A 16,022-nucleotide genomic window follows, 5' to 3' on the forward strand; every position below is an offset into this window, starting at 1 on the left:
GATTGCCGGTAGCCAGAGATCGTCTCCTTCACGTGCAGCCTATGGGATCGACATAGGCATGGGCGTTCGGTGCTGCAAGCCTGCCTGCTGCCCGGGCCGCCCAGCCTACTGTCGCACGGGATCCGGCGCTTCGTGAAGGAGCACGATGCTGATGCGGCGGTTCCGCGGCGAGGTCGGATCCTCGGTGATCAGCGGCTCTTCGTCCGCCTTGCCGATCACCGACGCGATCCGGCTCTCGGGCAGGCCGGTGGCGATAAGGGCGCGGCGGCTCGCATTCGCCCGCTCCGCCGAAAGCTCCCAATTGCTGAACCCGCCTTTGTGAACATACGGCCTTGAATCGGTGTGCCCGGTGATCGCGATCTTGTTGGGAAGCCGGCGGATCGCTTCGGCGACCAGGGTCATCAGCTTCTTCGTATGATCGAGCATCTCGCTGCTGCCGAGCGGAAACATCGACAGCCTCTCCCGATCGACGATCTGGATGCGCATGCCTTCCGGCGTCCGGTCGATGATCAGGTTCTCCGCGAGCTGGTTGAGCTCGGGGACGTCCTGAATCGCCTGGCGGAGCGCAAATTCGGCGTCTCGGAACCGCGTCTCCTCCTGTTCGGCGAGCAGCCGGGCCGCTTCCTCGCTCAGCGCGTCCGGGTCGATCTCCTGCTCGACCATCTCGCCAAACTGCGGCATCTCCATAATGAGGTTGGGTGGGGCGCTGTCCGACCGCATGGCGCCGTCGGTCATGATGGTCCGGCCGCCGAGCACGCCGTTGGCGCCGCTCTCGCTGTTCGATACGAGATTGGGCGAGAAATAGTCGGCGATTCCTTTCCGCTGTTCCTCCGTGGTGGCGTTCAGCAGCCAAAGCAGCAGAAAAAACGCCATCATGGCAGTGACGAAGTCGGCGTAGGCGACCTTCCAGGCGCCACCATAGTGGGCGTGCGGACGGCCCTTCTTGACCTTCTTGATGATGATCGGCGGTTCGTTGCTTGCCATTTGCCGCAAAGGTCCCGTCGCTGTTACACGGGCGGCAAGGCCTGAACGGCCTCTTCCACTTCATAGAAGGTGGGCCGGTCGATCTGCAGCAGCGCCTTGCGCGCGAACTCGACGGAAACGGCCGGCGCATAGCCTTGCATATGCGCGAGCAGGCCGGCGCGGATGCATTGCAGATATTTCATCTCGGCTTCGTCGAGCGCCTTGATCGCGTTGGCCATCGGCCCGACGAAACCGTAGGAGAGGAAGACGCCGAGAAACGTGCCGACCAGCGCCCCACCGATCAGCTGACCCAGCACCTCGGGCGGCTCGGTGATCGCCCCCATCGTCTTGATGACCCCGAGTACCGCGGCGACGATGCCGAGCGCCGGCAGACCGTCGGCCATCGTCTGAATCGCCGAGGAGACCTGGGTATATTCGGAATGATGCGTCTCCAGCTCCTCGTCGATCAGCGCCTCGACCTCGTGCGGGTTCTCGGTGCCGAGCGTCAGCATCCGCAGATAGTCGCAGAGAAAGGTCATCGCCGTTTCGTTCTCGGCGAAGCTTGGGAACTGCTGGAACAGGCTGCTCTCCGCTGGATTCTCGACATGGGACTCCAGCGCCAGCATCCCCTTGGTCTTGGCCAGCTTGAAGAGCTGATAGAGCACGCTCAGGAGCTCGACATAGCTCTCCTTGTCATAGGACGACCCCTTGAGGATACGCCTGACGCTTCTGCCGGCCCGGACCAGCACGACCTTTGGGTTCGCGATGATGAAGGCGCCGATCGCGGCGCCGCCGATTATCACGAGCTCGAAAGGCTGCATGAGCACGACGAGATGACCGCCCATGGCCGCATAGCCGCCGAGCACGCACGCGACCACAACCACCGCGCCAACGATGATGAGCATACACCCGGCCTTTTTCGCTCACTGCACCCTAAAACCGGTTACGAGTGGGTTCGGAGGAGTCTCCAGCTTGTCATTGCCGGGCTTGACCCGGCAATCCAGGAAGCCGGGCGAGAGTCCTGTCTCGTGGCCCCTGAATGCCCTGATCAAGTCCGGGCATGACACGGAATAAATCTCCAGACACAATCGCAAACCGCTCTGGACGACATCCTCGCCGATCCCGGTTAAGATGGCTTTAAGCAATTGTTTATCAGCGGTTTACGTGAATATTTTCCGCGCAGAACGGCCGGAGGTGCCGAAGTGGGGCGGACCCTACCTCGTCAGGGCCGCTCGATGACGAAGTCGTCGCCCGGCTCGGGCGGCGTCGGGAAGGAGTCATCGACCACGATCACGCCGCTCGCGCCGTCATAGTCGGTGACATCGCGGGAGAACCGCACGAGGCCCCCGGTAAGGAACCGCAGCCGGCAACCGGCATAGGCTTGATTCGGTTTGCCCCGCAGCGTGGTTTCGAACCGGTCCGCCTGGGGGACTTGACCGGTTACTTTTCCTTGATCGACTTCGTTTCCCTCGTCGGTTTCATCGGCCGCTGCCATCGACCTGCTCCGAAGCTGCTGTGGGAAAGGGAGAACATTGTCTTCCAACCCCCGCCGAGCCCTGGAGTTCCGTGCTAGGGCCTGATCCGATCACATCAAAACGATGTAATCGGATCAGGCTCTATCCCAGCGCCGTCTCCAGGTCGGCGATCAGGTCCGCTTCGTCCTCGACGCCGACAGACAGCCGTACGAGCCCATCGCCGATACCGAGCGCAGTCCGCTTCTCGGCCGGAACCGAGGCGTGGGTCATGATTGCCGGATGCTCGATCAGGCTCTCGACGCCGCCGAGGCTCTCGGCCAGCGCGAAGATCTGGCAGCGCTCGAGGAAGCGCCGCGCCGCGGGCAGGCCGCCAGCCAGCACTGCCGTCACCATGCCGCCGAAGCCGTGCATCTGCCGCCTTGCCAGCGCGTTTTGCGGATGGCTGGCGAGGCCGGGATAGTAGACATGCTCGACCTTCGGGTGCGCCTCGAGCCACGCGGCGATGGCGGCGGCGTTGCAGCAATGCCGCTCCATCCGCAGGGCCAGAGTCTTCAGGCCGCGCAAGGCGAGAAAGCTGTCGAACGGGCCGGCGACGGCGCCGACCGCGTTCTGCAGGAAGGCGAGGCGGTCGCGCAGCTCGGTATTCTCGCCGACCACCGCGACGCCGCCGACCATGTCGGAATGGCCGTTGAGGAACTTGGTGGTCGAGTGCATCACGAGGTCGAAGCCGTGCTCGAGCGGGCGCTGCACCCAGGGGCTGGCGAAGGTGTTGTCCGCGACGGCGAGAACCCCGCGCCGCCGGGCGAGCGCCGCGACCGCCTCCAGATCGACCAGCTTGAGCAGCGGATTGGTGGGCGTCTCGACCCAAATCATCCGCGTCTCCGGGCGGATCGCGGCCTCGATGGCTGCGAGGTCGGCAAGGTCAACGAAACTGAAGCTCAGGCCGGCCGAGCGGCGGCGGACACCTTCGAACAGGCGGTAGGTGCCGCCATAGAGATCGTCCATCGCGATCACATGGGCGCCGCTGTCGAGGCAGTCGAGAATCGTCGCCGTCGTCGCGAGGCCGGAGGCGAAGGCGAAGCCGGCGCTGCCGCTCTCGAGGTCGGCGACGCAGCGCTCGAAGGCCATGCGGGTCGGATTCTGGCTGCGCGAATATTCATAGCCCTTATGGACGCCGGGACTCTCCTGGACGTAGGTCGAGGTGGCGTAGATGGGTGTCATGATCGCGCCCGTCGCCGGGTCCGGGGACTGGCCGGCATGGATGCTGCGGGTTGCGAATCCGGGTCGGTTCGGAGAGGGGGCGTTGAAGGACGGCTTGGCCGCCGACGTGTCGGTCATGGGGGGAAGGACCCTGGTTCAGGATTTCAGGCTGCGGCGCAGATGGTTCAGCAGGTCGACGCGGGTGATCAGCCCGAGGAAGGCCCCGCCTTCCATCACGATCGCGACATGATCGCGGCTGAATATCTGCAGAAGCTCGGCGAGCGGGGCCGTTGCCTCGATCGTCTCCAGCTTGCTGGTCATCGCGTCCTTGACCTTCTCGCGGAACCGGTCTTCGTGGCCGTAGACGGCGAGCAGGATGTCGGACTCGTCGACGATGCCGACGACCTTGCCGTCGACCAGCACGGGGAGCTGCGAGATATCATAGAGCCGCATCCGCCCGTAGGCGGTCAGCAGCGAATCCTCGGGCGCGACGGTGATCGTCGCCCGGTCGGAATGCCGCCGCGAGATCAGGTCGCGCAGATCGCCGTGCCGCGTGCGTTCGAGGAAGCCCTGGTCGAGCATCCAGTAGTCGTTGAACATCTTCGACAGATATTTGTTGCCGCTGTCGCAGACGAAGCTGACGACGCGCTTCGGCGTCTGCTGTGCCCGGCAGTAATGCAGTGCCGCGGCGACCAGCGTGCCCGACGAGGAGCCGGCGAGAATGCCCTCCTGGCGCAGCAGCTCCCGCGCGGTGTGGAAGCTCTCGCCGTCGCCGACCGTGATCGCCTGCGAGACGAGGGAGAGGTCGCAGTTGGGCGGGACGAAGTCCTCGCCGATGCCCTCGACGAGCCAGGAGCCGGCCTCGCACATCTGGCCGGTCTGCACGATGTTCGTCAGCACCGAGCCGCGCGGGTCGGCGAGCACCATCTTCACATGCGGGGCGGCGCGGGCAAAGAATCGCCCCAGTCCGGTCAACGTGCCGCCGGAGCCGACGCCGCAGACCACGGTGTCGAGGTCGTGATCCATCTGCTGCCAGATCTCTGGACCGGTACCCTCCTCATGCGCCTTCGGGTTGGCCGGGTTGGCGAACTGGTTGACGTAGAGGGCGTTGTCGATCTCCTTCGACAGCCGCTCGGCGATGTCTTGATAGTAGTCGGGATGGCCTTTGCCGACATCGGAGCGGGTCATCCGGATCTCGGCGCCCAGCGCGCGCAGATGGAAGATCTTTTCCTGCGCCATCTTGTCGGGGATCACCAGGATCAGCCGATAGCCCTTCTGCGCCGCGACCAGAGCCAAGCCGAGGCCGGTATTGCCGGCGGTCGCCTCGATCAGCGTTCCGCCCGGCCGGATGCGGCCCTCGCGCTCCGCCGCTTCGATCATCGAGAGCGCAATGCGGTCCTTGATGGAGCCGCCGGGATTCTGCGATTCGAGCTTCAGGAACAAGCGGCAAGGTCCGGTGTCAAGGCGCGTCACCTCGACGAGCGGCGTGTTGCCGATCATCTCGAGGACATTGCTGAAGGCGGGCATGGGGCGATCTCATAGGCCGGTGTGGGCGTTCAAGAGCGCACCTTGCGCAATTGGCCGGCACCGTGCAAGAGCTTCGCGCGATCGAAGACGTTCCGCTGTTGTGGAAACCGTTGGCCGCAGCCAACTTTCTAAAGCGGATTTCAAACAGCTTTGGAGCCTTGCATCTTTCTTTGTCATTGCCGGAGTTGCTGCCGAACCACGCTGCTAAGCCCATTCGGAGTAAGCTGTGGCACGGTGCAACCGAATTACTAAAAAGGCTCATGCACCTAGCTCAAAAACCGCTATTAGTTGAGTGCCTTTGCCGAGGCAGAATTGCCTACCGCCGGTAGGAACTCTCTGCTTCCTAAAGGCTCTGTTCACCCGTTCCGTGCCACCATCAGTGGAGGCTGAGATCGAGCATGGAATGGTTTTCCACGAGCTTGCTGGAATTCCAGCCGATGTTCCCGAGCGACGAAGCCTGCACGGCGTATCTTCGACCACGATTTTCATTTCGTGCGGTACACCACTTTCTTCGCGGTCGAACGCTACAAGGAAGAAACGGCGATCCCGAGCGACGCGCTGGCCGCGGAGCTGGAAGAAAGGTGAACGCCGCCTCGCTCGTGGCCGAATGGCGACTGACCACCCATGCGGCGATTTCCCAAACAGCAGTATCAAGCCACTCGCCTGCTTCCGCCTTTGGGGGTATCGATTGTCCACACATCGCACGAGGCCGGCGTGTGGGACCGAAGTCAATCACGACTGCTGTACGCCAGAGCTGACCTTCGCAGACGCGCTCAGCCCGTCAGTGCGCGATCCAAAGCCGCAATCAGAAGCGCAGCCCGACTGTGAGACCTCTCGGATCTGCGCCGGACCGGCGGCGCAAGACGCGCTATCGCGCTACCTAATTCACCGTCTCGGCCACCTGCAGCAACCCCATGGGCGGAAAGAGCTTCAGCGCCTTGGCAACCTCTAAATTGATCACAACGGCGAAGTCGATCATCCGGACCACCGGCAGGTCGCCGGGAACGGCGCCGTCGACCAGAATCCGCTCCGCCTGGCCGCCGGCGAGACGGCCAACATCGTAATAGCGCGCGGCCACCGAAATCAGCGCCTGGGACTCGCGGACGAGCCGCTCGTACGGGCTGAGGACTGGAAGCCCGTTTTCGACGGCGGCCGCAGTGAAGGCGGCGCCGTTCTCCTGAAGGAATGAGGACGAGCCGACATAGACGAAGTCGACGCCGGCGGCCTTCAGCTCGGCTACCTTCGGGGCGATGTCCTCAGCTCGCGGATTGCCATCGTCGCCGAGGGGCAGCTCAAGGGCGGTCATTTCGAAACCCATCTCGTCAGTCAGCGCCGCGATCTCGTCGCGCTTGAGAGCCGAATTCGCTTCGTTGGTATGATAAAGCAGGCCCAAGTGGTCGAAGTCGGGATAATAAGCTCGGATCGTTTCGATCGTCACCTCTTCGGGCATCCGGTTGTACGTGCCGGTGAGGTTGGGACGGCCTGTGTGGTCAAGGCTGTTGATCAACCCCGCCCCGACCGGGTCGGCGACGATCATGAAAATCTGGGGAATGTCCTGATTAAAATTCGGGTTGCCGAGATCGGCAAGCGTCCCAGCAATGCCCCGGGTGACACTGGTGCCCCAGGTCAGGATCAGGTCGGCGTCGGCGGCGCGGGCCTCAGCGAGGATTCCAGGAAGGGCCTCTTCCTTTTGCGCCGCGTCGCGCAGGATGAACTCGACCCCGAGACCCTTCTCGGCGAGATAATCCTGAAAGCCTTGGCAGGCTTGCTCACAGCCCCGCCAAGTGGCGATCAAAACCTTGTAGTCCGCCGCCGCCGCCGAGCCGGCGAGTCCCGCCGCGAGGGCCGCCGCAGCGAGGACCAATCGAATCATCCATTCCTCCCAAGCTTTTGTGTTGGCCGCGTCCAGCGAACGTGCCCGGCGATGATAGCAAAGGCAGCAGTTCCGGTCAGCACGACAATGCCTGAGATCCGGAGGATCGTCTCTGTCCCGATATCACGAAGGAATGTGGCGCTTACCGCGAGGCCGAGAAGCGCGCCGAGCCGCTCGACCACGCGCAGCGCGTCCAGGTTCCCACCGACCCCGTCCGTGACGCTGATAGCGAGCGTGTATTGCGGTGCCCGGATGAGGGTGTGGCCAAGGCCAACTCCAGCGACCGCGACAGTGATAGCCCAGACGCTATCCCAAAGGCCGATTGACAGTACGGCCAAGCCTGACACGGCCGAACCGATGACGACGAGGGCGATGGGGCCGAGCCGGCCGTCCGAAAGGTGGGTTACGGTCGGGCCAAACAGGACGACCGCGAGATAGTACAGCATCACCACACGGGCGATTTCGGCCGGACCGTGGCCCGAGGCCGCGAGCATCAGAGGCGTTAGGTACCAAACCAGAATGGCGGTGATCGCGTTCATCGGGGCCGTAATGCCGATGAGCAAGGCAAGGAACCGGGCGGTGAACCGCCGCTTCGTGACGCGTGCTATCGGCGTGGATCGCGAGGCAGCGGAATCGCCTGCCCGGCCCATCATTGCCGTTATCGCGATGGCGCCCGACAATATCGCGATCGCCGCACCCGCAAAAAAGGCCGCCTCAAAGCCGAACCGGCCGGCGAGGACTCCACCCAGGGCCGAGCCGCCAAATACGCCACCAAAGACGACGGCGACAAGGGCCCCCGCCGGGCGAGCGCTACGTCCGTCCCCCGCGGCGCGGATGGCGTATTCGTGGCAGGCGATGGTCGCGAGGGCGAAGAATCCCCCCGTTGCCGCGTGCCAGAAGCTGATTCCAGCCACACTGTCCGACAACCCCATCGCCATCAGCGCGAGGGCAGTGAGCGGCACAGACGCCAGGAACAGGCGCCGTGGCCCGAGCCGCCGCGCCATACGGCCACCGAATGGTGACAAGGCTGCCACCGCGACGAGATAGAGGAGGAAGGGCGCCGCCGCGGCCATCTCGGGCGAGAGCCAGTTCGGCCGGACGGCGGCCCGGGCATAGAGCGGCAGGAAGCTGTTCGCGATTGCCGTCGCGAGCGTGAACAGGAACAGCGCCAGTCTTATGTCGTTGAAGTCGGAGAGGCGAAGCCGCACCGGACGGCCCTCCGAGATCCGCGCGTCGATGGCGCCGGTGATGCGGATTCGCGCGGCGCTGGGTAGCGCCGCCAGCCGCTCGGCCAAATCAGCGGCCTGATCATTGAGCCTCGAAGCAGCGCGGCCGAGGCCGGAGAGGCCGCCGGGGGGGATGCAATGTACGAAGTTGCCTTCGCGCTGTTCGCTCAACAGGCGAATGATGCGGTCGAAGGGTTTCCCAACCGAGCTCACGGCCACTGCCAGCGCCAGCTCAAGCGCGACCAAGCTCGCAACGAGCGCGATCACCACGACATCAAGGAACACGTCACGCAGCCGCGTCTCCACGAACTGCGGACTGACCTCTACGACGATCGCGCCGACCAACTCGTTGCCGACGAGGATCGGCAGCGAGAAGGTGTTGCGCTGGACGCCGACTACTTTGCCCAGGCCGGTCTGCTCAAGAAGCGAGCGTCCCGTGGGGCTTCGGGCCTCCGCGACAGTCGACCCGGACGCCGTATTGACGGAGATGTAATCGACCTCGCTGAACTGCTCCAGCGTCTCGGAGAGGTAGCGGTCCAGGCCAGCCAGTGCGTCGAACGGTATCCCGAGCTGCAGGCTGCGCTGGACCTCGCTTCGAATGATCGAGCCGATGAGACGCGTCCGGTTGGCCAGCTCCGGCGCGACCGCGCGATCGAAGGCGGTAATGGCTGTGAGGCCAAGCGCCAGGACCGAGGCCGTGACAATGGCCGTCAGCATGCCGATCAGGCGTGCGCGGACCCGTACATGGTCGAAACCGCGGGCGCGGGACCTCACCGCGGCCCATCCTTTAGAGCTGCAATCGCGTGCCCCGCGGTGCGATAGCTGCTGTCGGCTGCGTCCAGCAGGCGGCGTAGTTCATCGGTGTCGTGCCCGGCGTCCCGGGAGGGGCTGCCCGCCGCCGCGCTGCGCCAGGAATCCTGCTCGAACCCGGCGATGGTCACGTCGATAGTCTCGAAGGCCTCAATCTGCCGGGCAAGCCCAAGGCGAAGCAGAAGGCCGCTGAACGCCGCTGCCGTCACGAGCACTCCCATCGCGGCCAGCGCCAATTCGGCTGCCATCGCTCGTACCCGGGTAACGTTGCCTCCGGACGAATAGGCGACCAGAATGCCTCCCGCGAGGCTTTCGCCGCGGCCGGCGATGTCAATGCTGCCGAGGAACCCTTCAGCAGTCTCGCTGTACCAGGGCGTGCCGCTAGCCTCGACACGAGCCACCACTGCCTTCCGTGGAATCGACGCGGGTGGCAATGTGTCAGTTGAGTGAACGATCCGGCCTTCGGCGTCGAAGACATGGATCGCAGTAATCGAACTATCGCTCTGTCGCGCGCGCTCGAGCAGGGCCGCGGCGTTGCGAACGGAGGACAGCGGCAGGCCGATTTTCGCCGCCGCTTCGAACGGCGCCGCAGTGTGATCTGCTAAGACAACCAGCCGCTCGCCGACCAAGCCGGAATGAATTTGGTCGAACTGAAGGGTCGCGAGCCCGACGAAAATCGCGAGCACCGCAAAATTGACGATGGTCACCGCCGCCCAGATTCGCCAGAAAAGCGCCATCGTCCCCCGCCGAGAGATTATTGCTCCGGTGCATTACATCGGCGATCGAGTCGGCAATCAATAGGGCCGCAACCTATTCGCGAGCCGGGCAGCCGGACCCCGCTTCGCGGTTCAGCACGCGCGAATTCTGTATTATACATCTTTGTTGCTTGGCCGCTGAGATATTCAGCTTCCCGTCTGAAGTTCGAGAGAGTTTGCCGAGTCCCATAAGCCGCTCGGGTCGCTGCAATGACGACAGGAAAAAACAATAAAGCCGACCAGCTGGCTAACATTAGATTCGGCAGTTTGAGGAGTAGATTCTGAAGTTGGCGATGAAAATGTTCCGGCAGAATAGGCCGTTCCGTTCACAAACCCGATTGTCGCCCGATCGTAACGAACGTACGGCGCCGGATGCCGAGCTTGTTCTTCTGCCTGACGAGTGCATGGAGCGGGTCGTAATGGTGGTGCAAAGGGTTGTTCCGATTTCGGGTGCTGAGAACTATCCCGGCAGATCCACCGACCGGCTGCTCAGGAGGCGCGTCGGGAAGCCGCCGTCGGCGAGCGCGGTGACGATCTCGCGGACATGGTCGGCGTTCCGGGTCTCGATCATCGCGTCGACATCCGCCTTCTTGACCGGGAGGTCGTAGAACATGCGCTGGTGGTAGATCTCGATAATGTTGCCGCCGGTCTCGCCGATCAGGCGTGCCAGATGGGCGAGGACGCCGGGCGAGTCGGAGATCTCGATACGCAGCGTCACCACGCGGCTGTCGCGGATCAGGCCGCGCATCAGCACCTGGGCCAGCATCCGGGAATCGATGTTGCCGCCGCAGATCACGACGCCGACGCGTTTCCCCGCGAACCGGTCGGGATAGGCGAGCAGGGCCGCCAGGCCGGCGGCGCCGGCGCCCTCGGCAACGATCTTCTGCCGCTCGACCAGCATCTGCACCGCGCATTCCAGCGCATCTTCGTCGACGAGAAGGATGTCCTCGACGGCCTTCTCGATGATCGCTTTGGTGATCGCGCCCGGCGACTTCACGGCGATACCCTCGGCGATCGTCTGCCCGCCACTGGCCGGGGCCAGGTTGCGGACGGAATGGTGCATCGAGGGGTAGAGCGCGCATTCGACGCCGACGATCGAGATCTCGGGTTTCAGCGCCTTCGCGGCGAGCGCGATGCCGGAAATCAGGCCGCCGCCGCCGATCGGGACGACGATCACGTCGAGTTCGGGGGCATCCTCCAGGAACTCGAGGCCGATGGTGCCTTGGCCGGCGACGATCTTCGGGTCATCATAGGGATGGACGAAGCACAGCCCCTCGCGCTTGGCGAGGTCGCGGGCGAAGACCGCCGCAGAATCGATACCGTCGCCCTGCAGCAGCACCCGGGCGCCGAAGCTGCGCGTCCGCTCGACCTTGGTGAAGGGGGTTCCCTGCGGCATCACGATCGTCGCCGGAATGCCGAGCCTCTGCGCATGGTAGGCCACGCCCTGAGCATGGTTGCCGGCCGACATCGCGATCACGCCCGCCTTGGCTTCCTGCGGGCTCAGGCTCTTCAGCTTGTTGAGCGCGCCGCGGTCCTTGAATGAGCCGGTGAACTGCAGGTTCTCCAGCTTCAACACGAGCTCCGCCGCGCCGGTCGTCTCGGCTAGGCGGCGAGCATTGACTGCCGGGGTGCGCACGACCTCGCCCGTGATTGCCGCGGCGGCCGCGCGGATGTCGTCGATCGTCACCGTCATCGAACATTCCCTTTCGGCCGCAGCGCCGCGTTCTCCACCGGCAGCGACCAACCGGACATGCGGGTCAGCGCTGCGTGGGCCGCAGCGTCAGGACCTGCTTCGTCTCGCCGACGATAGTCAGGAATTCGCCGTCGCGCCAGCGGGGAACCAGGTCGGCATAGTGCGGCGACAGCGGGTTGCCCGACTGCCCCGTGGCGATGATGAACTGCGAGTGGTCGAGGTCGGCGAAGTCGAAGACGGCCCGCAGGCCGGGGCCGTGGACATGCGGATAGGTGACGGAACCCGGCCGGATGCGCGGGGTGCCGCGGTTCAGCGTGTAGCTGTCGCCGTCGGTCGCGACGGGCGTCTCCAGCCAGCGCCCGATCACCGGCGCCGCTTCCAGCACCGGATGGGGAAAGTGCGCCTGATGGGCCTCGCCCCAGCGCCATTCCCCGGGATCGTCGCCATAAGCCTCGGCGAGGGCCGCCTGCGCATCGTCGAGTGCGGCGGCGAACTGCTCCGGACAGGTCTCCTCGGCCTCCGTCGCGATGTTGTCGCACCAGGATTCTTCGGTATCGAGCACCGAGCCGACCTTTTCCAGGTTCCAGGGGCCGTAATCGGCATAGAACACCCCCAGCTCGTCGGTGAAGATCCGGCGGTTTGCCTCGCCGAGCCAGGTGAGGAAGATCAGCGGTTCCGGCCGCGTGCGGTCCATGCGGAAGTCCCAACGGCCGAGGCGGCGGAGCACTGCTTCGTGCCGCGATGCGCCACCTCGCGCCGCGGCCAGCATCGGCGGCAGCAGTTCGCGTGCGGCGAGCGAGACGATGTCGAGCTGCATTGCCGCCATGCCATCGGCGGTGTGGCTGGTCTTGCCGTCGAGCAGTTCGGCGATGCGCCGGGCGCGGTAGGGCTCCTCCCATCGCGCGGTCAGGAAATGCGGATAGCCCTCGGGCCTGATGTCGTTGTTGGCGGTGGCGATCCACCCAGCGGACGGATCGATCGCCTTCGGCAGGTCCTCGAACGGCAGAAAGCCTGTCCAGTCGTACGCGCCGGTCCAGCCCGGCGCCGGCACCTGGCTGCCGGCAAACAGGGCCTTGCGCACAGGCACACGCCCGGCGGCGACGAAGCCGATCGTCCCGTCCTCGGCGGCATAGACGATGTTCTGCTGCGGGCTGTGGAAGTCGCGCAGCGCATCGTAGAACGAGTCGGCGTCGGCGGCATGGTTCATCCGATAGATCGCCTGCGCAGTCAGGTCGTCGGCGCGAAATCCGGGCCAGGCGAGCGCGAGCACCTGCCCGGGCACCGCCGCCATGTCGGCGTCGGAGACGACCGGGCCGTGGTCGGTCGCGCGAACGGTGAGGGCGATGTTCGCGCCGCCGCGCACGCGGATCACTTCCTCGCGCTGCTCGAAAGGCTTGGCGCCGGCCGGGGTCAGGTAGCGGTTCGGATCGTTGGGCGCGACCTGCTCGACGAACAGGTCCTGGGTGTCGCTGTGGGTCGTGGTGAAGCCCCAGGCGACCCGCCCGTTATGGCCGACCAGGGTGAAGGGGACGCCGGGCGCGGTGCCGCCGGTGATGGTCAGCGTCGGCGTCTCGATCCGCGCCAGATACCACTGGATCGGCGCCGTCAGGCCGAGATGCGGATCGTTCGCCAGCAGCGGTGCGCCGCTCGCCGTCCGCCGCCCGTCCACGGCCCAGCTGTTTGATGCGCCGTACACATGAGGCAAGACGGCGAGATCATGTGCCGCACGGCCGAGGAGATGGTCGTCGATACCCCGAACGCTGTCCGGCAGCCACCCCACCTCGGTTTGCCCCGCACCGTCCGGCAGGGCCGGCCAGAGGAACTCGAGCTGTTCGGCGGTGAGATGCTGCGCGATTCCTTGGCGGAGCAACTCGTTGCGCCAGTTGTTGCTGAGATGCAGCGCCATCAACCGGCCCCAGACCAGCGAGTCCGTCGGCTGCCAAGGCTCCGGGCTGTACCAGAAGGCCTGGAACTCCGGCGGTAGCGCTCCGCTGCGGTGGTCGAGAAAGGCGTTGACCCCGGCGCTGTAGGCGGTGAGGGCGGCCTGCACCTCCGGCGCCAGATAAGGCAGGTTCGTCTCGGCCAGCCGGTACAGGCCGAGCGTGCGCATCAGCCGGTCCGTTCCCAGCGCCGCCGCGCCGATCACTTCCGACAGGCGGCCGGCGCCAAGCCGACGCATGAAGTCCATCTGGAAAAGCCGGTCCTGCGCATGGGCGAAGCCGAGCGCGAAATAGGCATCGGCCTCGGTCTCGGCCCGGATCTGCACGATGCCCCGATCGTCGCGGCCGATCGTCACCGGCGCGCTCAGGCCGGGGAGCGCCAGCGTTCCGTCGGTCTTCGGCAACGAGCTGCGCAGCCAGAGATAGCTACCTCCGCCGGCCAGCAGCACTAGGACGAAAACGACGAGAAATCCTCGCCAAACCCACTTCATGTACAGGTACAGGTCACTATTGCCGGTTCGGCGCCTCGATGTCGGCGAGTATACGCGTGCGGTCGCCGTCCAGCGCCGGCGCCGCACCGCGGGTTGGCGGATCGGCGAAGGCTGACAGCTTGATTGGATTGCCGGCGATCTTCAGCCGGTCGGACTCGGCGCCTTCCAGCGTCACCACCATGTTGCGGGCGAGAACCTGCGGATTGCTTAACGCGTCGGCGACGCTGTTGATCGGGGCGCAGGGGATGCTGGCCGCCGTCAGCGTCTCCAGCCAGGCGGCGGCGGTTTGCCCGGCGAGCGCGCTTTCGATTTCGGCCTTCAGCGCCTCGACATGGCGGCAGCGCTGCTCGTTCGTTTCGAACAGTGGGTTGCCGGCCAGGTCGGGACGGCCGAGCGCGTCGCAGAGCTTCGCGAACAGCGCGTCGTTCCCGGCGGCGATGATGATCGATCCGTCCCTCACGGAGAAGGCTTCGAAGGGCGCGATTGAGGGATGGCGCGCACCGAGCGGTCCCGGAATCTCCCCAGTCGCGCAGTAGCGCGCGATCGCGTTCTCGAGAATCGCGATCTGGCAGTCGAGCATCGCCACGTCGACTTTCATGCCTTCGCCGCTGGCATGGCGGTGATGCAGGGCGGCGGTGACGCCGACCGTCGTGAACAGCCCGGCGGTGATGTCGCCGATCGAGGTGCCGACCCGCGTCGGCGGGCCGCCCGGCTGTCCGGTGATGCTCATGATGCCGCCCATTGCCTGGACGACCATGTCATAAGCAGCGCGGCGCGAAAAGGGGCCGCTATGCCCGAAGCCGGAGGCGGCTGCGTAGATCAGCCGCGGAAAACGACGGTGGAGGTCGTCCCAGCCATAGCCGAGCTTCTCCATGGTTCCCGGCCGGTAGTTCTCCACCAGCACGTCGGCGGCGGCGAGCAGCCGCTCGAACACTGCCCGGTCCGAGTCGGTCTTCAGGTCGAGCGCGATGCTCTCCTTGCCGCGGTTCAGCGATGCGAAATAGGCCGACTGGCCATCCATGAAGGGGCCGTAGTGGCGGGCGTCGTCGCCTTTGCCGGGCGCCTCGACCTTGATCACCCTGGCGCCGAGGTCGGCCAGCACCATCGTGCAATAAGGCCCGGCAAGCACCCGGGTCAGGTCGACGACGGTGATACCGGACAACGGTCCTGCGGCGGTCATAAGCGTCCTTTCCGATGAGATCACAATGGGAACGGTCAGGCGATAGTCTTCAGCCTGTCGCCCTGCCCGAATAGGCGGCTGGCAGAGCAGAGATGAAGTCCGTGAACGTGTCGCCCTGAATCGCGATGTGGCGGCGCATCAGCCTGTCGGCCGCATCGGCTTCACCCGCCAGGATCGCCTCCACCACCGCGCTGTGCTCGGCATAGGAGTTCGGCACCCGCCCAGCCTGATGCAGCTGATGGCGCCGATAGGGCGACAGCCTGTTGCGGATCGACCGCGTCGTCTCTTCTAGAAAGCCGTTATGGCAGCCGGCATAGATCGTTTCGTGGAACAGCTTGTTCATTGCGTAATAGGCGTCCGGATCGTCGGCGCCCGCCGTCTCGCCGCATTGCGCATGAAGCTGTTGCAGCCGCGCGCGCTCCTCGGGCGTCATGCGCCGACTGGCGAGACGCGCACACAGCCCCTCCAGCTCGGCCATCACCTCGAACATCTCGACCATCCGGCGAATCGTCAGCTTGGCGACCACGGCCCCTTGCCGTGGGCGCAGCTCGACGAATCCGGAGGAGGCGAGGCGGGAGAGCGCCTCGCGGACCGGTGTCCGCGACACCGCGAACCGGTCGGCGAGGGACTGTTCGTCGAGCCGGTCGCCGGGAACCAGCAGGCCCGACAGGATCTCCCGCTCGATCTCGTGCCGCAGATAATCCGCCCGTTTCTGATTCGGAGGTCGCATTCGCTGATCTGGCCGATTCCAAGTACAAAGGTCGAGAGTCGGTTTTCATGCTTCGACAAGCTCAGCACGAGGAAACCGAACCCTCATGCTGAGCTTGTCGAAGCATGGGCAGCCGAAACATGAAGCCGTCTTCGCATTTCGTCCACCATCGGCAAATTG

12 protein-coding genes are annotated in these 16,022 nt (G+C 65.2%); all 12 read right to left on the bottom strand.

What is annotated here, in order from left to right; genetic code table 11:
* Positions 1–105: 105 nt before the first annotated feature.
* Positions 106–984, bottom strand: a complete 879-nt coding sequence (motB, locus tag DT069_RS00245) for a flagellar motor protein MotB (protein WP_119458268.1) — start codon at positions 982–984, stop codon at positions 106–108.
* 23 nt (positions 985–1,007) lie between these two features.
* The gene (gene motA, locus DT069_RS00250; protein WP_119458269.1) at positions 1,008–1,868 is read right to left on the bottom strand and encodes a flagellar motor stator protein MotA; all 861 of its coding nucleotides are present in this window, start codon (positions 1,866–1,868) and stop codon (positions 1,008–1,010) included.
* A 317-nt stretch (positions 1,869–2,185) separates the two neighbouring features.
* Positions 2,186–2,458 carry a hypothetical protein gene (locus DT069_RS00260; protein WP_119458271.1) on the bottom strand — a complete coding sequence of 91 codons (273 nt, stop codon included), beginning with the start codon at positions 2,456–2,458 and terminating at the stop codon, positions 2,186–2,188.
* A 121-nt stretch (positions 2,459–2,579) separates the two neighbouring features.
* Entirely contained in the window at positions 2,580–3,776 is a 1,197-nt protein-coding gene (locus DT069_RS00265; RefSeq protein WP_119458272.1) for a cystathionine gamma-synthase, read from the bottom strand.
* Between the two features lie 18 nt (positions 3,777–3,794).
* Positions 3,795–5,165: a pyridoxal-phosphate dependent enzyme gene (locus DT069_RS00270; RefSeq protein ID WP_119458273.1), complete on the bottom strand. Its 1,371-nt coding sequence runs from the start codon at positions 5,163–5,165 to the stop codon at positions 3,795–3,797.
* A gap of 880 nt (positions 5,166–6,045) precedes the next feature.
* Positions 6,046–7,038 carry an ABC transporter substrate-binding protein gene (locus DT069_RS00275; RefSeq protein WP_119458274.1) on the bottom strand — a complete coding sequence of 331 codons (993 nt, stop codon included), beginning with the start codon at positions 7,036–7,038 and terminating at the stop codon, positions 6,046–6,048.
* Positions 7,035–9,038: an MFS transporter gene (locus tag DT069_RS00280; protein ID WP_119458275.1), complete on the bottom strand. Its 2,004-nt coding sequence runs from the start codon at positions 9,036–9,038 to the stop codon at positions 7,035–7,037. Before DT069_RS00280 ends, DT069_RS00275 begins: the two co-directional genes overlap by 4 nt.
* Positions 9,035–9,811 carry a hypothetical protein gene (locus tag DT069_RS00285; RefSeq protein WP_119458276.1) on the bottom strand — a complete coding sequence of 259 codons (777 nt, stop codon included), beginning with the start codon at positions 9,809–9,811 and terminating at the stop codon, positions 9,035–9,037. The genes DT069_RS00280 and DT069_RS00285 overlap by 4 nt, the downstream gene beginning before the upstream one ends.
* A gap of 478 nt (positions 9,812–10,289) precedes the next feature.
* Positions 10,290–11,522 (bottom strand): threonine ammonia-lyase, encoded by a 1,233-nt coding sequence (locus tag DT069_RS00290; RefSeq protein ID WP_119458277.1) that lies wholly within the window; start codon positions 11,520–11,522, stop codon positions 10,290–10,292.
* A 64-nt stretch (positions 11,523–11,586) separates the two neighbouring features.
* Positions 11,587–13,953 (bottom strand): penicillin acylase family protein, encoded by a 2,367-nt coding sequence (locus DT069_RS00295; protein WP_119458278.1) that lies wholly within the window; start codon positions 13,951–13,953, stop codon positions 11,587–11,589.
* A 16-nt stretch (positions 13,954–13,969) separates the two neighbouring features.
* The gene (locus DT069_RS00300; RefSeq protein WP_119458279.1) at positions 13,970–15,133 is read right to left on the bottom strand and encodes a CaiB/BaiF CoA transferase family protein; all 1,164 of its coding nucleotides are present in this window, start codon (positions 15,131–15,133) and stop codon (positions 13,970–13,972) included.
* Between the two features lie 49 nt (positions 15,134–15,182).
* A complete protein-coding gene (locus tag DT069_RS00305) occupies positions 15,183–15,863 on the bottom strand; it encodes a GntR family transcriptional regulator (protein ID WP_119458280.1) in 681 nt (226 codons plus the stop codon).
* Positions 15,864–16,022 lie beyond the last annotated feature (159 nt).

It is taken from the genome of Virgifigura deserti, assembly GCA_003576685.1.
GTDB classification, from domain to species: Bacteria; Pseudomonadota; Alphaproteobacteria; order Dongiales; family Dongiaceae; genus Virgifigura; species Virgifigura deserti.